Raw genomic sequence first — 20,305 nt, 5'->3', positions numbered from 1 at the left:
CTCTTAATATACAAATGGCTTGATCTAGGAGCTTATTTTTATAGTATTATTAAACTGATGTATCCGTAAGAAAAGCAGAAAATTACAATAAAAACGTAAGAAACATGAACATAACTATACATTCACAAGAAGATTTTGACTTTATGCGTAAAGCTGGCAGGCTTGCAGCTGAAACCCTTGATTTTATTGCACCATACGTCAAAGTAGGCGTAACAACTAATGAATTAAATGATCTATGTCACGATTTTATAATCAATGCAGGTGCAATTCCAGCACCACTGAATTATAAGGGATATCCGAAATCAATTTGTACTTCGAAAAATGCTGTTGTATGTCATGGTATTCCCGATGATAAACCTCTTAAAGATGGAGATATTTTAAATATTGACGTTACAGTGATTTTAAATGGCTGGTATGGTGATACAAGTCGCATGTTTTGGACTGGTAAACCCTCAATAAAAGCAAAGCGTTTGTGTAATGCTGCCTACAATGCGCTAATGGAAGCGATAAAACAAGTTAAGCCCGGCAATAAGTTAAATGAAATAGGATTTGCTATAGAAAAATATATTGAAGATTTTGGATATTCTATCGTACGCAATTATTGTGGACATGGCATAGGAAAGGTTTTTCATGCTCCACCAAATGTTGTACATTTTTATGATGAAGGTGAGGATCTTATCTTAAAAGAAGGCATGTTTTTTACGATAGAACCAATGATCAATGCTGGAAAACATGAAACTCTTCTCAGCAAGCTAGATGGCTGGACAGTGACAACACGTGATCTTTCACTTTCTGCACAGTTTGAGCATACGCTTGGAGTCACAAAAGATGGAGTTGAAATATTTACACTATCACCTAAAAATTGGCATTTTCCACCTTATGATTAGATTTTTTAAACACTTGGTTTTTGAAAAAATCTAACTCTTAACTTGTGATATAGCAACTAACCCAATTAGTGCACAGAAAATCATGTAAAAACTTGCTAAAGTTCCTTGTCCTGTAACTTTGATAATAGTTGTGCATATAAATGGTGCAAGACCACCAAAAAATCCCGAAGCTATATTTCTTGATAAACCAAATCCACTATATCGTACCTTTATTGGGAATAATTCGCACATAAAGGCGCTAACAGGACCAAGAGAAGCAGCTATTGGGATTATAAAAAGAACGTGCGCCATTATGGTGAGCAAATTATTACCACTTAGTATCATTGAAAAAACTGGATAACTTACTACTATAAAAGTCACAAATGCAAATTTCATGACTCTTTCTCTCCCTACCTTATCAGAAAGTATTGCAAATAGTATAGTCAATCCTCCAAGTGCAACCTGATTCAATATTTCTACTGCGTGATTAAAGTGAGTGTTTATTGTTGATGCAAGTAGATTAAAAAACACTAAATATATGTAAAGAGATGCATTCTCAACTATGTCAACTCCAATTGATATTAGAAAAGGTTTTTTATAGCCATTTAACAGTTCTTTTAACGGTAATTCATGTGGCTTTTCCTGCTTTTTATATTCTGGGCTTTCATCGAGTATATATCTCATATATATACTGATTAATCCTATTACAAAACTGAAAATAAAAGGCAATCTCCATCCCCAAGATTCAAAATCGGATACTTTTTTGCATATAAGCACCACTATAAGACTTAATATTGAGCCAAGAATTGCGCTCAATACTTCAATACTGCTAAAGAATCCTCTTTTATTTTTAGGAGCATGCTCTATTAAAAATGGGGCATTTCCTGCCTCTCCTCCAAGAGATATACCCTGCAATAATCTTAAACATACCACCAGTACTGATGCGAGTACCCCAATGTTCTGATACCCTGGAACAAATGCAATAAGTACGGTTGATAGAGTCATCAATATGATAGAGAGAAATAGAGCAATCCTTCTTCCATATTTATCGCCAATGTGGCCAAATATAGCAGCACCAATTGGTCTTATTAAGAAACCCACTGCAAACACTCCAAAAGCTTTAAGTATGCTGACTAATTTGTCGTCTGATGGAAAAAACACATCTCCGATTATGCTTATTAGATGGCTGAAAAGCATGTGATCATACCACAACAAAGTGTTACAAATTAAACTTGATAGTATTACTTTTGTTATTTGTTGCACGAAATCTTCCGTAATTTGTTTGATATTATAGTAATATTACTTACTTTTTCAAACGTGAATTATGTAAATGTTATATTAATAATATTATCTTATTAAATTTTTATATCGTTGATTATATTTAAATATTCTTATACTATACCTATATATTTCCATATATTTTTTGGCAAGAAAGTTATTTTAATTTAAGTGCACAAAGTCTCTTGATATGACACATATTCCAGTTTTGTTAAAAGAGATGATACTGCAATTGTCACCACACAGTGGTGGTATATATGTGGATGCCACGTTTGGAGCTGGAGGATATAGCAAAGCAATATTGGAATCCGCTGATTGCAAAGTGTATGCAATTGATAGGGATGAAACAGTTACCAAATTTTATGATGATCTGAACGTTAAATACCCTGATAGAATAAATCTATTTATTGAGAAATTTAGTAATATTAAAAATTTATTAGATAGTAATAATATTAAAGGTATCAATGGAATAGTTTTCGACGTTGGAGTTTCATCTATGCAGCTTGATAATGGAGATAGAGGATTCTCATTTCTACGTGATGGCCCACTTAACATGAGAATGGATAACTATTCTCATATGAATGCTTCGACGTTTGTTAACGCTTTACGTGAAGAAGAGATTGCGAACACTATATATAATTATGGGGGTGAGCGTCATTCTCGTAAAATCGCAAGAGCGATAGTAAATGCGCGGAAGAAGAAAATTATCAAAACTACATTTGAACTTGTGGATATTGTACGTTCTGTAGTGTTTCGTGGAAAAAGCAAGATTGACCCTGCAACTAGAACATTTCAGGCAATCAGAATATGGGTAAATGATGAGCTAGGAGAGCTTGAAAAGGGTATTAAAGCTGCATCTGAGATTTTAAGTGAAAACGGCAAATTAATTGTAGTTACCTTTCATTCTCTAGAAGATCGTATAGTTAAAACCCTTTTTAAAGATTTGTGTGAACCAGGACCTACCAAGATATTCTCCCTTTTAAACAAAAAAGTGATTAAAGCAAGTGCGGAAGAAATAAATGCAAATCCGCGTGCGCGTTCAGCAAAATTAAGAGCTATACAGAGGTTGTCATAAGAACCTTCTGTATTATTTCAATAACTATGTTTTTATTATAGGGTCATTTAAGGTAAAATTACATGTCCACTCACTAAATAAATAGCTAACACAAATAGAACGTGAAATTAATTTAGTGCAAAGCAACATAAAAGTTCTTCAAGCAGAATGAAGTTATTTGAGTAATCCAAAAGGGGCTTGTAAAGCTTATGGAGAAATATATAAAAAAATAACTCTTTGATACTAGCTAGCCAGGTTCAACTCTCTAAATAGCCGCAGTGCGTTAGCACAATTTAAAACCTAGAGTAACAATTAGAACCTATCTTGCAAGGGAAATTTGAAATATTAACGTAAAAAATTGCTTCCATATATTTTAAATCTGATTATCATTACAGTTAGAGATATTTTAAGAGCTCAAAATCTATCTTCGTCTGCAGACTTTTCAGTCAAATTTTTAATCAAAAAGCGTAGCGTATCTTCTTCAGAGCATGTAAGTGTGCTTAATTTCTGTCATATGTGCGCTGCACTTTTTTCTAATCTTTTTTACACAGGAGGATTTTATGTCCAGAATTCCAGATACTTGACCTTTACTTTAGCTAAAAACCAATAGGCGCCTATGGCTAATTAAAATAAAAATTTTTCTAATATATAGAAGAATTACAAAATCACTGTTACTGAAAACGGGGCAAGAAAGCTGCTAATGTCAAAGAATTTTAGGTAAACATTGTTTGCTTGACGTATGAGCGTGCTCTCCTTACTTCAAGAACTCTTTAATATATGCTTAACCACTTAAGTCCTTTCAAGATATGTTCTTAAATTTAGGCTTTTAGATAAACACACTACGATAAAACTTACTTTGATACGAAATTATTCGCATAAGATTTTGGCAGTCTTTTAACATCTTTTGGCATTTCAATTGTGTACTTTGTGTTGTGTTTCTTTGCGTAAGATACTGCTTTTTCAAGAGAATCAAACTTTAATACAATCTGTTTTTGGGGATCTTTTGATCCAAACCACCCCATCAAAGGTTCAATATAGTAAGAACAAGGCTCAATTTTTAGGTGCCAGAATTTTGTATTACCTAAACCAGATTGTGTTGCAGTTTTTGTTGGCTTATAAATCTTAAAAACTACTTGATCGTCAATACTCATAGTCCTTACTACGTAATCTTCAGTATATATCTAAATAAATTTTTCCACAAAGAATTAGTGTGAAAGAATGAAGTTTGAAATAAATATTTTTATGTTATATTATTAAATTATATAAAAAGGATTAGCTGAATAGGAGTAATCGATGGCACAGCAAGAAATGGTAACAATTAATGCAGAGTTACGTGATGTAAAAAAAAAGAAAGCGATGCAGGCTCTGAGGGAGAAGGGAAGTATACCTGCAGTTATATATGGCAAAGGGCATGATAACGTAAATTTGACATTGTCTGCAAAGGAATTTACTAAACAATATAAATCAGGTGCTCTTTCTGCACATTTAATAGAACTAGATATTTCAGGGAAAAAAGAATATGCTCTTGTTCGTGATATTCAATGGCATGTAGTAAAGGATACTGTGCAACATGTTGATTTTCAGTTTGTTGATAAAGGTAGTGAAATTAAAATAGATATACCTTTATCATTCATCAATGAAAGTAAATCACCAGGAATCAAATTAGGTGGAGTGCTTAATGTTTTGTGTCGTTCTATTACTGTCAAATGCTCTCCTGAGAAAATACCTCAAGTCATAGAAATTGATTTGTCTGGCAAAATGATTGGTCAGTCTATACATATCAATGATGTAAAATTGCCAGAAGGTGTTAAATTTGTAGCTCATGAAGAAGAAAATTTCACCATTGTAACAATCTCTGCTGCTGATAGTGATGTTGAAGAGCCTCAAACAAAAACAGAGGAGTAGTGCATTTAATAGCTGGGCTTGGTAATCCTGGTAGTAAATATGAATTAACTCACCATAATATTGGCTTCATAGTTATTGACGCAATTCACAAATATTGGAATTTTCAGTCATTTTCTAATAAAGCTGATTACTTGATAACCTCTGGCATAATTAATAATAATAAAATCATGCTGATAAAACCTTATTCATTTATGAATAATTCAGGTATTCCTATTGCAAAAATAAAAAATTTTTACAAATTATCGCTAGACAATATTGTTGTCATACATGATGATGCTGACTTAAAATTCGGAAGAATAAAAGTAAAAAAAGGCGGTAGCTCTGCTGGACACAATGGACTTAAGTCTATAGATAGCTTTATTGGTAACGATTATTGGCGTTTGAGATTTGGAGTAGGTAGGCCTGAAAATCGGAAAAGCTTAGCAGATTATGTATTATCAAAATTTGAAAATTTTGATAACGCTATCCTCTTAGTGGAAAAAATAGCAAAGAATATACACCTAATGCTGCAAGGAGATAACGCAGCTTTCATCAACTCGGTTGAGAGTGAAACTTTAGTATAGCAAACGAATACTGCCCAATACAAACTAATTTAGATTAGAATACTGATTCTTCTAGAAGTTGTTCGCGTTCCTCTTCTATTGTAATAGAATTATCATGATTTTTAAATAAATCTCTGATTTTTGTTTCTATTTCATTTGCAATTTCTTTATTCGCCTTGAGGTAGCTTTTTACATTTTCTCTTCCTTGCCCAAGACGCGTATTGTTATATGAATAATAAGCGCCTGCCTTTTCAAGGACACCAAGTTTTGCTCCTATATCTATTATTTCCCCAAGTTTTGATATGCCTTCATTATACATTATATCAAATTTTGCCTCTCTAAATGGAGGAGCGACTTTATTTTTTACAACTTTAACTCTCGTTTCATTACCCGTAATATTCTCTTTATCCTTTATCGCACCAACTTTTCTTATATCAAGTCTTATAGAAGTATAGAATTTTAACGCATTTCCACCAGTGGTAGTTTCAGGATTTCCATATACTACTCCTATTTTCATACGAATTTGGTTGATAAATATCAATATACAGTTTGCTTTTGAAACTACAGAAGTTAGTTTCCTGAGTCCATGGCTTAGAAGCCTTGCTTGCAATCCCATGTGCTGATCGCCCATATCCCCTTCAATTTCAGCTCTTGGAGTTAGTGCTGCAACAGAATCAATAACTATTACATCAACTGCACTAGAACACACTAAATACTCAACAATATGCAACGCCTGCTCTCCAGTGTCTGGTTGTGAAATTACCAAATCATCAGTTTTCACTCCAAGTTTACGAGCATATATAACATCCAGTGCGTGTTCCGCATCGATAAATGCACATAAACCTCCTTTTTTCTGTGCTTCAGCAATTACATGCAAAGCAAGGGTAGTTTTACCAGAACTCTCAGGGCCAAATATCTCAATTATACGTCCTTTTGGCAATCCCCCAACACCCAGAGCTGAATCAAGTGCAATCGACCCTGTAGATATCGTGTCTATTTTTTCTACAGGGTTTTGCTTTAGCTTCATTATTGCACCTTTACCGAATGCTTTTTCAATTTGACTTATTGCATTATCTAGTGCTTTTTGCTTATCATTATTTCTTTCTTCTGGATTATGTGCCATGGATCATTTATTAACTTGTATAGTCTCCATGGTAATTGAACGCAACCAATCTGCCAAGGGTTTTTTAATAACGAAGAACGTTAGTTACCTAAAATTAGATAGATAGACTTTGTAGTGCGATACAAAATAACGATAGAATACAATGGTAGTGGTTTCTCTGGCTGGCAAAAGCAACAACACTCTGCTAACTCAATTCAGGAAACCATAGAAAACGCTATATTTAATTTCAGTGGCGAGAGAGTCTCTTTGCATTGTGGTGGCAGAACTGACACAGGGGTTCATGCTTTAGGGCAAGTTGCTCATTTCAATATGGAAAGGCAATTTGAGCTTTACAGAATAAGAAATGGAATAAACTATCACTTAAAAGCGATTCCTATAGTTGTGCTTAGTGCAGAAGCTGTAGATGATGCATTTCATGCACGATTTTCAGCAAAAAAAAGATATTATGAATATAGAATAATTAATCGCTACGCTCCTGCAGCTCTGGAAATCGGTTATGTGTGGCAAGTATTGCACCCACTTGACGTAAACATCATGCGTGAAGCTGCTAGACACCTGCTTGGAAAACATAATCTTTCAAGCTTCCGCTCAAAAGATTGTCAAGCTACAAATCCGGTCAGAACAATCGATGATATTGATATAGTACAAAACGGAAGTCACATATACATCAAAATATCTGCGATTTCCTTTTTACATAACCAGGTGAGGATTATTGTTGGTACTTTAGTTGAATTTGGAAAAAATAGAACTAATCCACAAGAAATGCTAAATATATTAAGTCAATGCAAAAGAAACGCCGCTGGAATCACAGCACCGCCTCACGGCTTATACTTAGTAAAGATAGATTACTAGCTTAAGTCCTCATTGGCATTACTATATATAATGCACTTGGATCATCTTCATCAGTGATAATTGTAGCGCTATTACCATCTGATAGGCTGACCTTACATTTGTTTTTTATACAAGATAAAGCATCAAGCAAATAACGAGAATTAAATCCTACTTCCATAAGAGCTCCATCGTAATCCACCTCTATAGACTCAGTCGCATCACTGCACTCTTGGGAATTTGAATGTAGAGTTAATAAATTCTCTTGCAATGAAAATTTAATTGATTTTATTTTATCGGACACAACAACAGAAACCCGATCTATAACGCTAGCAAGCTTACTACTCTCAACAATCATTTGTTTATCTTGAGACGTTGGAATGACAGCTTTGTAATCTGGAAAAGTCCCATCTATCAATTTTGATATTAGAATATACTCACCACATGTAAATTTGATTTTTCTATCTGAAAGTTTTATATTTATCTCATTACAATCACCCAATACTTTCAACAATTCCATGATAGTTTTACGTGGAATGATCACCCCAAATTCTCCGTTGATATCTTCAGGTTTAGGCCTTTTTATACATGATAAACGGTGGCCATCAGTTGCAACGCAGTACAGAAATTGCTCATCTGTATGCAGATATATCCCGTTTAAATTATACCTTGTATCATCCAGCGACACAGCAAACTTCGTTTTAGTCAACAAGTCTACCAAATCTGCACTTAGTAGAGTGAAATCGTATTGATGATCACCTTCTTCAAGAACAGGGAAGTTATTTGAAACTACGTTCGGTAAAGAAAAATTTGCATTTCCACAGGATATCAATAATTTTCCTTGATTATTCATTTCGAAATTGACATCCAAATTAGTTGGCAATTTTTTCACTATGTCATGTAAAGTATGTGCTGAGATTTTCACTTCTCCTTCTGCTGATACATTTGCAGTAAGTGAGGCAAATATTGAAATGTCAAGATCAGTAGCCTTCAATTTTATGCTACCATATTGTGCTTTGATATTTATACACGCTAAAACATCTATCGCGTTGCGCCTTTCAACCACTCCACTTACCCTGGATAGCGTATTTAAAAGGCTTGCACGACTTACACTAAAACGCATTTGTTCACACACAGAACTTTGTTCTTTGATTCCTATATCTACAATTTTTGACATATTAATTCTCAAAAATATATTTTAAATGATATTCATATTCTATGTAAAGTGATATCCATATTTTTGTCTGAGAGACAAAACAGCCTATCTTATACTTTAGTGATCAATAATTTACTTTGTATGGCATAAGTCATGCATTTTTTGGTACGCTTTTTGAAAGCCAAGCAAGGAATAAGTATCATCAACATTTGCTGTTTTTACTTTTCCATTAACTACCATTGATAATCCCTGCTTCATTTTTAGAATCAAATCTTGGTCCATTTTTGTATCATCTGTCCACGCAAGACTTCCCTGTATTATTGGCAATTGATATTTAATTTTTTTATCGATATTGAGAACTACAGGCTCATTATTATACTGAAAGCCAGAAGTGACGCTCACCTCATCTGCTTTTTTATCAACGTAACTGACCATTACATACGGCTTGCGGTCAGCTGTATAATGTTCACTTTTTTTCTTAGGATGAGATACAATGTAACACACTTTTTCACCATCTTCCAATGCAGTGTACACAAGCCAATCTTTATATTTTTCCTTCAGTTGTACGTTACTAACCGATGCAAGAGTGTCTATTGAAAAAAATATTAGAAATACAAAAAGACTACGCATGTAAACCAAGTTTCAAACTCTCTGATTTTACATGTTGTTTTACCTTACTCATTGCTTGCTCAGCCAACTGTCTTATTCTTTCTCTTGAAACACAATATTTTTTGCTAAGCTCATCCAAAGTCTGAGTATTCTCAGATAAATATCTGCTAATGAAAATGTCTCTTGATCTTTCATTAAGACTTGCCAGCGCATTGCTTAAAATTGTTTCTTTTAATGCCTTTTCTTCATGATTCTGGTAAGCTACTTCTTGACTAACTAAATTACACGGAATCATATCTTGTAACTCCTTTTTAGAGTCATCACCTATTTTTATACAATTATTTAACGACTGATCCTTACAAGCCAGACGATAGCTCATCTGTACAACATCTTCTTCAGATACAGAAAGCTCATTTGATATTGCTTTTATTTCTTCTTTACTCAAAGTTTCTCTGTTTGTGTATTGTAAAATTCTTTTTTTTATTTTACGTAAACTAAAAAACAATCTCCTTTGTGCTTGCGTTGTACCTATTTTTACAAGTGACCAAGATTTTAATATAAAGTCTTTCATTGAAGCTTCAATCCACCATACTGCATAAGTTGAAAAACGAAATCCCAAGTTAGGATTGAACTTTTTCACTGCATGCATTAAACCCATATTTCCTTCCATGACCAGGTCCATCAACAATAGACCGTAATTCTTAAATTTCATTGCAATTTTTACTACCAAATTCAAATGGCTAGTAATCAACCTGTGAGCAGAAGAAATATCCTGGTATTCTTGCCAATTTCTTGCTAATCGCACTTCCTCTTCTGGGGAAAGCATAGGAAATTTTCGCACTTCAGCAATATATTGCATGAGATTAGTGCTACTATTAACACATAAATTTGCTACTGGGGTCAACATAATAACTTAAATTAAAACTCTATACATATAATATATTGATTTTCAGTGAAAAATTCAAGCTTTAATTAAAAAAGCACAATTTTACATCTAATTGAGATCTTAACAACAGCTACCTAAATGTATCATTAAAATTGCTAGCGTGTAACTATAAAAACTACATTAAATAAATAATGTGTTATTCCAGTGCTCAAACACTGGAATTCACATTTCTTTTTTCTAGATCCCAGTGTCATGCTACTTGAATGACAAGAAAAACCCACTGGGATAATAAGACAAAGATAGACTAGAAATTAAACGCTACTCCAGCTTCTGCACCAACAGTGCTGTAAAGAACATTTTTGATATCATTATCATCCTTATTTGTCTTATCAAAACTAGCACCATAAGAACCGAAGTAACGAGCTCCAGCAAAGAGTTTGATTTCTGGGGTTACATCATAACTAACACCAGCTTTTGCTTGATAAGCAAAACCAAATCCTTTTTGATCTTTAACTGTATCAGCTTTTGAAGGATTGCTGATATATGCTGCACCAACACCAACACCAACGTATGGAGTGATAGGCATATCTTCAATCGCTATATCGTAATAAACGTTAACCAATCCTGAAAATGCTGTTAAACTGTCTGCAACATTTGTTTCAGAAGTATTTACTACAGCTGTGTCTTTAGCCAATTGTGAGTAAAGCCCTTCAACATCAACTCTAATGTCATCCATTTTATAACCAAATGCACCACCACCAGCTATAAAAGATCTTGTAAAGGGACTATCCTTTTGTTTACCTGTTGCATTTGTAATACCATCAACTTTTGTATAAAAAGGTAAAATTTCACCGTTGTATTGTAAACGAACGTAGTAGCTAGTTTCTTCATCACTTATTGGACCAATAGGGTCTGATGAAAAAGCAGAGTTTGATAGGCTTAGCAACGTCACTAAAGCAGCTGCCGAAAAAAACTTTTTATAATGCATAATTGCCCTCGTTAAAAAAATTAAAATTCCACTTTAGCAGTCTAAATAATAACTAAAGTTAAGTCAAGTGCTAACTTAATAACACAAAACCTTCTGTATCTTAACTAACTTTTAGGAAAATACAAAGATTTTATTAATTAATAAATAGAGTTACTCTACTTTTTTTACTCTTGATCTTCTGACACCTATTTCACTAATGTCTTTTTATCTTCTGATCTGCATTCATCATTGTGAATTGCTTCATATTCATGCAGTAATATGAATGTACTTCATGGAAGTACTAGTATAAAAGGAAAACACTTAGTTACTGCATTAAGGCAAACTTCAGTAGTAAATTTAAAAAGGAAGTTTAAGTCCAGGCGGTAAACCCATCATACCTGCAAGATCAGAAGTTGCATTTGCCATATCTTCTTCTGCTTTTTTGATGGCATCATTGAATGCTGCTGTCACTAAATCTTCTACTATATCTTTTTCTTCATTTCTCATAAGTTCTAAGTCTATATTTACCTTTTTAGCTTTATAGCTACCTATTTTTATCACTTCCACTAATACAGAAACTTTACCACCACCAGAAATACCTTGAAACTCTTTTCCAATATACTTTTCTTGAGCTTCCGCAAGCTTTTTTTGCATTTCTTGCGCTTGCTTCATTATTTGACTGAAATCCACAACCTACTCCTTATTTTCTATATTAACTACCTTTGCACCTTTAAACGTATTTAATATATCCTTAACTGCAGGTGCATAATTTAAATTACTCACTTCCCTATTCATATAACTTGTATCAACTATAATAACCCACTCCTGATTAGTAGCTTGATTTAAGTAACTTTTCAAGTCATTACAAAAATTACTGTTCAAGTTAGATACAGCTTTTAATTTTAAATACCCAAATTTACAATCTATTAATTGTAGATTACTACACAGTTGTTTGTAAAGATAAATTTGGTTACTCCGCCTTAATAGTTGCAAAATCTTATCAAAATCGTAATTTTGTTGTTTATTTTTCACATGGATCCCAGTGTCACGCACTGGGATGACAGAGTGGGGTTTTTCCACATATTTTTTTGGATCCGAGTAGTCAGCTACTTGGATGACAGGGGGGGAAGGTGCAACAGGTCTGCCCTGTCTATTTCCTTGCTCTACATTCTGTGAAAGAATTTTTTTGATCACCTGTTCCGGAGAAGGCAAATCAGAAAGATAACAAAGGCTAATTAATATCATTTCAGCGGCAATTTCATTGCATGTTGAAACCTTTATATCTTGAATACCCTTAAGCAGCACCTTCCACAATCTCGAAAAAAATATTAAAGACTTTTTTGCACTCAAATCTTTTACTCTGCTCTTCTCATATTCTGTATCAATCTCTTTTGTAATTAAAAAACGGCATATTAACTGGATTGTTTGCAGTAGATCTTCAAAAATATTGAGCGGATTTGCTGTTTTTACCACATTGTCGAATACTAACAAAGCCTTCTGTAAATCACTGTCTAATACTGCTTCCAGTAGATCAAATATAACGTTTCTATCTACTAGACCAAGTATGTCTGTAACACTTTGAGTGGATATTGTACCATCTTTGCTATATAGCACTGCTTGATTCATCAAAAATAAAGCGTTACGCATTGAATTGCTACAGTGGTGCGCAATTAATTCCGATGCTTCTTTTTCAATAAAATAATTTTCTTTTTGTGCAATATCATTTAAACGCTCCATTATCTTAGCTGAAGGAATGTTATGTAAGTCAAACCTTTGACAACGTGCAATAACAGTTATTGGTATCTTTTTTATTTCTGTAGTTGCTAGAATAAACTTTACGCTAGATGGTGGTTCTTCTAGAGTTTTAAGTAATGCATTAAATGCATTACTGGATAACATGTGTACTTCATCTATAATGTAAACTTTAAACTTAGAACTTATTGGTAAATAGCAAATATCTCCCAAGATGGCTCTAACATCCTCAACACTAGTGTGACTTGCCGCATCGATTTCAACTACATCTGGATGGCTTGAATTTTTTATTGCCAGACAACTTGTACATGATCCACAAGGTTCAAAAATTGGCCCCAATGAGCAGTTCAAACATAAAGCTATTATTCTTGCAGTGGTGGTTTTACCAATTCCACTGCTACCAGAAAGCAGTATAGATTGTGGAATTTTGTTGAGAGTAAAAGCATTTTCTAGTATACGCACCAATATATCTTGACCTACTAAATCTTTAAAGCTACTAGGACGATATTTTAATGCTATGTTCATAGCCTAGAATAAAACAAATAGTACAAATAGGTATGCAACCCAAAAAGATTCTGATATGGTTGCTTCATTTCTGACCTGACCAAGTTACAGAATTTTTGCCTGCATACCTTATAAAAGGTTATACTTTTTTTTTTTTTTAGCAAGGTATATTCTATATTAGTCTTATAATTTATATGTTAGACCTTTTGCAACATTACTTTGGAGTAAACAGCTGTTACCTAAAATACTCTTCTTCTGTCATCCCAGTGCCCAGACACTGGGATCCAGAAAACTTAATTTTAAATGAATACATTAGGCTGTTGTATAATAAGAACTGGATTCAAGTGTCAATCACTGAAATGACACCCTTCCGGTGGGGATTGCTCTCAAACTACAATGTTCGTACAGTTGTACTGGGATCCAAGTATAAAAATATTTGGAAATTATACAATGGACAATGGATTCTAGGAGTATATGTTAAAAGTAATGTCCATAATGAAATAAGCTGGATTCCAATGTCACGTACTGGAATGACAACATATAGGTATTGGAATAACAAAAGAGGAATATTATGATTTTATATCATTTTCCTCTTTGTCCGTTTTCACGAAAAGTTAGAGCTCTTCTCAAGGAAAAAAAGCTGAGTTGTGATTTTGTATATGAAAATCCATGGGAAAAGCGGAATGAATTCATGGAGATCAATCCAATCGGACAAGTACCAGTATTAATAGATAATAACTTTGTAATAGCGGATAGTAATGCCATTTGTGAATATATAGAAGAGACTTACAATAGCGACGTCAAATTACTTGGTTCATCCACTATTATTAAGTCTAAAATACGCGCTTTAATCAATTGGTTCGATAGCAAATTTTACAATGAAGTTACTAAGTATATTATGAATGAAAAAGTAATTACTAACCGCAGCCCTGACTCTAGATTTCTTCATGCAGCTCAGCATAACCTGCCTTGCCATATGGAATACATCGAACACTTAATTAACAAGAACGTTTGGCTTGCAACCGATAAGTTCACTTTAGCCGATATTACTTTAGCATCACATATTTCTATAATAGACTACGTAAATAGTTTCCCATGGGAAAAAAGTAAGATTTTAAAAGAATGGTACTCCATTGTTAAATCAAGGCCTTGTTTTCGCGAAATATTATTAGAGAGAGTTTTTGGGTTAACTCCCCCTAGACATTACGCTGACCTTGATTTTTAACTTGCGTTAGTTTTAAAGCTACAGTCATTCCTTCGTCAGTAGGAATCAATATGGAGAAATATTTTTTTTCATCTGACAATCTATCGTTAAACTCTCTCATAGCATGCCATGACTTTTCTGATACTTCTTTTGGAGGCGATTCTAAAAATACTGTATCAAATAATAGAGTGTTATCTGCAACGATTAGCCCATCTTGTTTAATGTATGACTCTGCCCAATCTAAATACTTAGGATAACTACTTTTGTCAGCATCGATGAATATCATGTCAAATGGTGCCTTTGCTGATAATTCATTAATTTTTTCCAGTGCATCACCTTCTATTAGAGTAATTTTATCACTTAGATTAAAAGCACTAAAATTTTTTTTTGCTATTCTTGAGTGTTGAGGATTATTTTCTATTGTATATATATGACCATCTTTCGGTAAAGCTTTTACCATACAAATTGACGAATAACCATATAACGTGCCAATTTCAACTATGCTTTTAACTTTATGGATTTTGATAAATAAATTTAATAATTTTCCTTCTTCAGGAGTGATTTGAATACGTTGTTTCTTATCAAGAGTACAATGTTCTTCTATTTTTTTATACTCTTTTGCAAATAAGCTTCTTATGTACAACGATTTTCTGCTAAAGTTATGACGCATTAAGTTTTATAATATAAACTAAGGAGGTTTAATCTATATAAGATTTATAAAGATAACAATAGAGTTAAGAATAATAAAATTTTTTATTTTAAGTTGTTATTTTATAAAGTAAAATTTTAAGTGACAAAGATTATTATATATTTTACTATGGTTCACTAGTATAACAATCAATTGTTATACTAGAATTAAGGGATCGTTTATTTACATCTCTCTTAAAATGTAATTTTTATAATCAATTAGAGGGGGTTATATGTCTTATAACATTGCTAACGAAGTTGAAACGTTAAGCAAGAAATCTAATAATAATGAAGGAGTGAAATTACTGCACAATCCAGCTTATCGCGAGAAGTACAAAGAACGCTTTAACGAAGCTCAGAAAAAAGTTATGGATATGGTCCAATTTTATGATGGAACGATAGTATTAATAGAGAATAAAATTGCTATGTATTATTATGCTTGGCACAGTAAAAAAAGAGAGTTTGAGCGTAAAAAGCAACAAACAGTATCAAAAAATACTGATTCAGCATAGGGTTTTTATATGGTAAGCTACAGTGTTATTACTTCACTATAGCTTTTTCATATAACTCATCTATTACATTAGTGAAGTATTCCAGGTCTCTATATCCTTCATGTTTGATTTTACCATTCCCTACGTATGATTTGTCATCGTTAAGCTTGATGATGAATACAGGAGTAGCTGTGATATCAAGTTTATTAATTGCAAGTGATTTATCATTTATAATTTTGTCCATCATCTTTCTATCATTAATGCATTGGTTAAATACATCTTGCTTCAAATTGCTTAGTGCAGCAATTTTTTGTAGTATAGTTAAATCACTAAAATTATAGTAGTTCCACGAGTCTATTGCATTAAACACAGCTTTGTTAAAATTAAAATAGTCTTCTTCTTTTTCATAGCAATAACTTAGCATTGCAGCTTTTAATCCTCTGTAATCTAGAGGAAAATGACGGAATATGTATAACATCTTACCTGCATCTATGTACTTCTCTTTGATTTTAGGAAAAACTTTCTTATGAAAAAGAGAACAATGATAACAAGTGAGCGAGGCGTATTCTATCATTAAAATTGGTGCTTTTCGATCTCCTAATAATTTATCATCAGGCAATAGGGACAGTAGTTCTTTTGGTGTTATTTCATCAGTTTTTTGAGTGTTGGGTAAGTTTTGTTCAATAGCTGCATAAGAACTAACACTTATAAAAATAAGTAAGAACAATAATCTAAAAATCATTACAATGGAAATACTGAACTTATTAAAAAATTTATGCATTTATACAAACAATGTCAAGATAACTTTTACTCAGCAAGGCTTTCTAGTCTGTCTTTGAATGCAGTAATTATTTTATTTTGTGCATATTTATACACCGAGTTTAATAAAGTAGAAAACAAATTGGATTTAAACTCAAACTCTATATAGAACTCTACCATAGTTTTATTTTTGCTCATAGGAGTGAATTTCCATTCGTTGTATAAATGTTTAAATATTCCATTTGAGGACACAGCTTTTATCCAACTTTCATTTATTCCATTTGGAGCAAGGTAGGTCACTTCTGATGTATAACTTCCTTTAATGCCATGAAAAGCTGCAAGGAGATCCACAATCATCTGGCTATCAGTTTTTTCTTTTATATAAACAGCTTTGCACCAAGGAACAAAATCAGGATACTTCTCAACGTCAATTACAACTTGAAACACCCTATGAGATGAACAGAAAAAAACACCTTGTTCTTTATATTGGTTTAACATAAACCTGAATAATAAAAATGGGATCCATATCTACCGTCAGTCTTAGTAGATTCCTGAGACCTAAAGTTAAGGTGGGTATCACATACTAATTTCAATGAAATTAACAGAGGCAATCCCCTTGATCAGAGATTATCGCTCGGGAAATTTAACTTAACTCATAACGTATAGCACAGACCCCTATTAATTATAGATTATTTATATAGAGTATGTCTATAGGTATGTTAGAGCTAGCGACTATTATTTTGCCTTTGTTAAATTTTGCATTTTAAGTATCATAGCTAATAAATATATCTTATGAATGTTATTAAGCTCTTAACCGTTTTTATTTTAATATCCTCAAGTGCTTACGCGAGTTGTATAGGTCACAAAACTTTTGTGCTTGCCATGAAGCAGCAAATAGACAACACGTCTATGAAAGGAAACAGAAAAAATCTAGAACATATACATGAAGAACTTCAGAAGATCATTCAGAATAATGTTAACCTCAAAGAAATATCTCGATTTGTAATAGGGAAATATTGGAATTTATCTACTCAGAAAGAAAAAGAAGAGTTTCTAAAAGAATATGAAGTATATCTCGCGCGTTTGTGCGCTAAAATTTTGTATAAATACATAAATAATAGTGAAATGATCATAATGAGTACAAAAGCAGTTGACGATGAAACTTGTCTGATAGGAACAAGATTTTCTTATGGTGATGAGGAATTTACAAATATTGACTTTAAAGTTACTAAAAGTGACAGTTCTTTCTTAATAAACGATGTTGTAATGAGTGGAATAAGTATTGCTGTTAATCAACGTTCTCAATTTAGTGAAAAGATCGATACGAATGGCATGGCAAGTGTAATAGATGAATTAAAATGTAACAATAATTTATGATATACATGCCTCATTGGCCTAAGCCGATTGGCAGTAGGCCAAAGGATTTTTCTCTTGATCGCATAAAAAGCTTTCTAAATAAATTGGGTAATCCCGAGAAAAAAATACCGCCAATAATTCACATAGCTGGCACTAATGGCAAAGGATCAACGCTATCGTTTATAAGATATATAATGCAAGCAGCAGGGTATAAAGTTCATACGTACACCTCTCCACATTTAGTGAATTTTAATGAGAGAATAGTTGTTGCAGGCACTGATGTCGATGATAGTGAATTACACAACTCACTGGAAGAATGCCGTATAGCAGTTGCGGAACAACCTACCACTCTATTTGAGGCCACAACAATTGCAGCTTTCTTAGCTTTTGCTCGTCATAAAGCGGATATTACTTTAGTTGAGGTGGGTATGGGTGGAAGGCTTGATGCAACAAATGTTATAGATAATCCGATCCTAACGATCATCACTTCCATTGCACTTGACCATACAGAATATCTTGGTCCTACCGTAGAAACCATAGCAGGTGAAAAGGCTGGAATAATGAAACCTAATGTTCCTTGCGTAATAGCACCACAAGAAAAATCTATAATGAACACATTAGAACATCATGCAATAAATAAGAAATCTCCTCTGTATAGAGGAGGACTTGAATGGAATTGCGAAAAACAGAATAACAGGATGGTCTTTCAATCGACTATTCAATCAATAGAATTTTCTTTGCCATCTTTAAAAGGAGATCATCAAATAATCAATGCAGGAAACGCAATTGCAGCATGTAGCATTTTGAGTGGGAAGTATGGATTTAATATTGGAGAAGAGGACATTGCTTCAGGTTTACAGAGCACTTATTGGCCTGCGCGGCTAGAGTCTATAAAAGAAGGTAATTTAATTTCTTTATTACCAAAAGATTGGCAATTATTTCTAGATGGCGCGCACAACAATGATGGTGCCAGAGTGTTAGCTAAGTGGGTAAGAGACAATTTTACTGAAGGTGTCTATATGATCTTTGGTGTTACTCGTAACAGAAACTTCGCAGAGTTCTTAGAGCACTTAAAGCCATACATCAAACTACTATGCGCAGTTTGTGTTAAATCTGAACCTAAAGCAACAAGTACAGATTTAATTAGAGAAGGAGCTCATAATATAGGAATCAATGCTATCGAATGTGAATCAATTAGTGATGCAATATCAAATTACATATTGAAAGCCTCTATTCAAAATGTCAAAACCATACTAATTTGTGGCTCGTTATTTTTAGCCAGAGATTTGAGTATGGAGAATAATCAACCTACTTGATGAGCCGAGACGTTAAAAGCACCATCAGGATTTACAATGCTGCTTGGCTTTTTGGTTGATGCTCCTATAGGTACATTTTGTTCATCACCTATTCCTTCAGTTTTTACAAGATTTACAACTTTTCTCTCGTAGATTTCACTTGCTAAGTGTAGTAATAAACTACAACCTAGTAATGCAGCAAATCCGATGAGTATTTTACTGTTTAAGCAACTAGATTGGTACTGTAACACCAAACCTGCTACTAATAAAATAGGAGGAAGATAATTTGAAATTTGGGAAGTAAGAATTAGATATTTAAATGCTTTACTTTTGGATATCTCATCTCTTAGCTCTTCTTGATCTAAATTTTCACCTTGTTCCCGTTGAGGATTTTGCAAATCCACAGCTTTTTTAAATAAAGAAGATATCAAATAAACAGATAAGAAAAAAGTTGTAACAGATGTTATTAGAGTCGCACTAAACAAAATGCCAGGTGCATCAGTAAAATTAGCAGCCTTATATAGCTTAAACCCCAAGTAAATATACGACACTAATGACGAGATGAGCAGTAGGATATTTACCCGAGTAAAAACAGCATAATACTCTGCACGCTTATCATTCTGACCTTGCTGGATTGATTGTAAATACCTTTTCAATTCCTCAGGAATGATTAATCCCTGATTCTTTCCACTTAGTGGTTTAATATATTGCAAAAGTGCTGCTTTATTTCTGTTAAGGGCCTGTATTTTTTCATCGCTACCTCCTGGTTTATCTGGGTGACACTTTATTGATAACCTTCTATAATTTTTTGCTATTATGTTAGATATTTCTAAGAAGTTACAACCTTCTACTTCTTGTACTTGAATGCCTATCTCTTTAAATAGACTTTCATTATAATCATATTCTCTTTTTCTTAACTTATATCCCATATCTCCACCTAATAAATTAACTAACTATTAATACTTTATAATATATAAATTTCCAAATCATGTCAATTATTTCATTCATGCTTATTGTATGAATTATTTCTTTCACGACTACCA

General features: G+C 33.1%; 21 protein-coding genes, 2 other RNA genes and 2 pseudogenes. 10 read left to right on the top strand and 15 right to left on the bottom strand.

Annotated features, from left to right (window positions below):
- Window positions 1–98: 98 nt before the first annotated feature.
- Window positions 99–887: pseudogene (map, locus tag JKF54_RS04070) on the top strand (type I methionyl aminopeptidase); the annotation flags it as partial.
- A 30-nt stretch (window positions 888–917) separates the two neighbouring features.
- Here map and JKF54_RS04065 read toward each other — a convergent pair.
- Complete coding sequence (locus JKF54_RS04065; protein WP_211907647.1) at window positions 918–2,129, bottom strand: MFS transporter; 1,212 nt, start codon at window positions 2,127–2,129, stop codon at window positions 918–920.
- Window positions 2,130–2,334: 205 nt separating this feature from the next.
- Between JKF54_RS04065 and rsmH the strand changes: the two genes are divergently transcribed.
- Window positions 2,335–3,219, top strand: coding sequence for a 16S rRNA (cytosine(1402)-N(4))-methyltransferase RsmH (gene rsmH, locus JKF54_RS04060; protein ID WP_211907646.1), 885 nt, complete (start codon window positions 2,335–2,337; stop codon window positions 3,217–3,219).
- An 830-nt stretch (window positions 3,220–4,049) separates the two neighbouring features.
- On the opposite strand, the gene JKF54_RS04055 is transcribed toward rsmH, so the two are convergent.
- Window positions 4,050–4,349, bottom strand: coding sequence for an ETC complex I subunit (locus JKF54_RS04055; RefSeq protein WP_211907645.1), 300 nt, complete (start codon window positions 4,347–4,349; stop codon window positions 4,050–4,052).
- Window positions 4,350–4,491: 142 nt separating this feature from the next.
- Between JKF54_RS04055 and JKF54_RS04050 the strand changes: the two genes are divergently transcribed.
- The gene (locus tag JKF54_RS04050; protein WP_211907644.1) at window positions 4,492–5,103 is read left to right on the top strand and encodes a 50S ribosomal protein L25/general stress protein Ctc; all 612 of its coding nucleotides are present in this window, start codon (window positions 4,492–4,494) and stop codon (window positions 5,101–5,103) included.
- Window positions 5,103–5,666 carry an aminoacyl-tRNA hydrolase gene (gene pth / locus JKF54_RS04045; RefSeq protein WP_211907643.1) on the top strand — a complete coding sequence of 188 codons (564 nt, stop codon included), beginning with the start codon at window positions 5,103–5,105 and terminating at the stop codon, window positions 5,664–5,666. The genes JKF54_RS04050 and pth overlap by 1 nt, the downstream gene beginning before the upstream one ends.
- Before the next feature lie 34 nt (window positions 5,667–5,700).
- Here the strand turns inward: pth and recA are convergent, their stop codons facing one another.
- Window positions 5,701–6,768, bottom strand: a complete 1,068-nt coding sequence (recA, locus tag JKF54_RS04040) for a recombinase RecA (RefSeq protein WP_211907642.1) — start codon at window positions 6,766–6,768, stop codon at window positions 5,701–5,703.
- Window positions 6,769–6,882: 114 nt separating this feature from the next.
- Between recA and truA the strand changes: the two genes are divergently transcribed.
- A complete protein-coding gene (truA, locus tag JKF54_RS04035) occupies window positions 6,883–7,620 on the top strand; it encodes a tRNA pseudouridine(38-40) synthase TruA (protein ID WP_211907641.1) in 738 nt (245 codons plus the stop codon).
- Window position 7,621: 1 nt separating this feature from the next.
- Here the strand turns inward: truA and dnaN are convergent, their stop codons facing one another.
- The 7 genes from dnaN to ffs form a co-directional block, all read right to left on the bottom strand.
- Window positions 7,622–8,773 (bottom strand): DNA polymerase III subunit beta, encoded by a 1,152-nt coding sequence (dnaN, locus tag JKF54_RS04030; protein WP_211907640.1) that lies wholly within the window; start codon window positions 8,771–8,773, stop codon window positions 7,622–7,624.
- Between the two features lie 111 nt (window positions 8,774–8,884).
- Complete coding sequence (locus JKF54_RS04025) at window positions 8,885–9,382, bottom strand: invasion associated locus B family protein (RefSeq protein WP_211907639.1); 498 nt, start codon at window positions 9,380–9,382, stop codon at window positions 8,885–8,887.
- A complete protein-coding gene (locus JKF54_RS04020) occupies window positions 9,375–10,268 on the bottom strand; it encodes an RNA polymerase factor sigma-32 (protein WP_211907638.1) in 894 nt (297 codons plus the stop codon). Before JKF54_RS04020 ends, JKF54_RS04025 begins: the two co-directional genes overlap by 8 nt.
- A 283-nt stretch (window positions 10,269–10,551) precedes the next feature.
- Window positions 10,552–11,235 (bottom strand): P44/Msp2 family outer membrane protein, encoded by a 684-nt coding sequence (locus JKF54_RS04015; RefSeq protein ID WP_211907637.1) that lies wholly within the window; start codon window positions 11,233–11,235, stop codon window positions 10,552–10,554.
- 336 nt (window positions 11,236–11,571) lie between these two features.
- Window positions 11,572–11,886 carry a YbaB/EbfC family nucleoid-associated protein gene (locus JKF54_RS04010; protein WP_211908748.1) on the bottom strand — a complete coding sequence of 105 codons (315 nt, stop codon included), beginning with the start codon at window positions 11,884–11,886 and terminating at the stop codon, window positions 11,572–11,574.
- A gap of 21 nt (window positions 11,887–11,907) precedes the next feature.
- On the bottom strand, window positions 11,908–13,491 hold the full coding sequence (dnaX, locus tag JKF54_RS04005) for a DNA polymerase III subunit gamma/tau (RefSeq protein ID WP_211907636.1): 1,584 nt from the start codon (window positions 13,489–13,491) through the stop codon (window positions 11,908–11,910).
- A gap of 16 nt (window positions 13,492–13,507) precedes the next feature.
- Window positions 13,508–13,606: signal recognition particle sRNA small type (gene ffs, locus JKF54_RS04000), an RNA gene on the bottom strand.
- 109 nt (window positions 13,607–13,715) lie between these two features.
- On the opposite strand from ffs, the pseudogene JKF54_RS06780 reads away from it, so the two are divergent.
- Window positions 13,716–13,844 (top strand): annotated as a pseudogene (locus JKF54_RS06780) (WPE palindromic element domain-containing protein); the annotation flags it as partial.
- 197 nt (window positions 13,845–14,041) lie between these two features.
- Window positions 14,042–14,695 (top strand): glutathione S-transferase family protein, encoded by a 654-nt coding sequence (locus tag JKF54_RS03990; RefSeq protein ID WP_211907634.1) that lies wholly within the window; start codon window positions 14,042–14,044, stop codon window positions 14,693–14,695.
- On the opposite strand, the gene JKF54_RS03985 is transcribed toward JKF54_RS03990, so the two are convergent.
- The gene (locus JKF54_RS03985) at window positions 14,667–15,344 is read right to left on the bottom strand and encodes an O-methyltransferase (protein ID WP_006013497.1); all 678 of its coding nucleotides are present in this window, start codon (window positions 15,342–15,344) and stop codon (window positions 14,667–14,669) included. The two genes, JKF54_RS03990 and JKF54_RS03985, sit on opposite strands and share 29 nt — an antisense overlap.
- Before the next feature lie 250 nt (window positions 15,345–15,594).
- Between JKF54_RS03985 and JKF54_RS03980 the strand changes: the two genes are divergently transcribed.
- Window positions 15,595–15,873 carry a DUF2671 domain-containing protein gene (locus JKF54_RS03980; protein ID WP_010403908.1) on the top strand — a complete coding sequence of 93 codons (279 nt, stop codon included), beginning with the start codon at window positions 15,595–15,597 and terminating at the stop codon, window positions 15,871–15,873.
- Between the two features lie 28 nt (window positions 15,874–15,901).
- Here the strand turns inward: JKF54_RS03980 and JKF54_RS03975 are convergent, their stop codons facing one another.
- From JKF54_RS03975 to ssrS, 3 genes are all read right to left on the bottom strand, one after another.
- Window positions 15,902–16,594 carry a thioredoxin domain-containing protein gene (locus JKF54_RS03975; protein ID WP_211907633.1) on the bottom strand — a complete coding sequence of 231 codons (693 nt, stop codon included), beginning with the start codon at window positions 16,592–16,594 and terminating at the stop codon, window positions 15,902–15,904.
- Between the two features lie 65 nt (window positions 16,595–16,659).
- Window positions 16,660–17,109 carry a type II toxin-antitoxin system RatA family toxin gene (locus tag JKF54_RS03970; protein WP_211907632.1) on the bottom strand — a complete coding sequence of 150 codons (450 nt, stop codon included), beginning with the start codon at window positions 17,107–17,109 and terminating at the stop codon, window positions 16,660–16,662.
- 17 nt (window positions 17,110–17,126) lie between these two features.
- Window positions 17,127–17,288, bottom strand: a non-coding RNA gene (gene ssrS, locus JKF54_RS03965) — 6S RNA.
- 115 nt (window positions 17,289–17,403) lie between these two features.
- On the opposite strand from ssrS, the gene JKF54_RS03960 reads away from it, so the two are divergent.
- Window positions 17,404–17,988: an MlaC/ttg2D family ABC transporter substrate-binding protein gene (locus JKF54_RS03960; RefSeq protein WP_211907631.1), complete on the top strand. Its 585-nt coding sequence runs from the start codon at window positions 17,404–17,406 to the stop codon at window positions 17,986–17,988.
- Window positions 17,985–19,283, top strand: coding sequence for a bifunctional folylpolyglutamate synthase/dihydrofolate synthase (locus tag JKF54_RS03955; RefSeq protein WP_211907630.1), 1,299 nt, complete (start codon window positions 17,985–17,987; stop codon window positions 19,281–19,283). The genes JKF54_RS03960 and JKF54_RS03955 overlap by 4 nt, the downstream gene beginning before the upstream one ends.
- Here the strand turns inward: JKF54_RS03955 and JKF54_RS03950 are convergent.
- On the bottom strand, window positions 19,271–20,191 hold the full coding sequence (locus JKF54_RS03950) for a molecular chaperone DnaJ (protein WP_211907629.1): 921 nt from the start codon (window positions 20,189–20,191) through the stop codon (window positions 19,271–19,273). The genes JKF54_RS03955 and JKF54_RS03950 overlap by 13 nt on opposite strands.
- Window positions 20,192–20,305 lie beyond the last annotated feature (114 nt).

The organism is Wolbachia endosymbiont of Spodoptera picta, assembly GCF_018141665.1.
GTDB lineage: Bacteria > Pseudomonadota > Alphaproteobacteria > Rickettsiales > Anaplasmataceae > Wolbachia.
The sequence above is the reverse complement of the archived record's forward strand: the minus strand, read 5'-3'. Positions and strand labels throughout refer to the sequence as shown.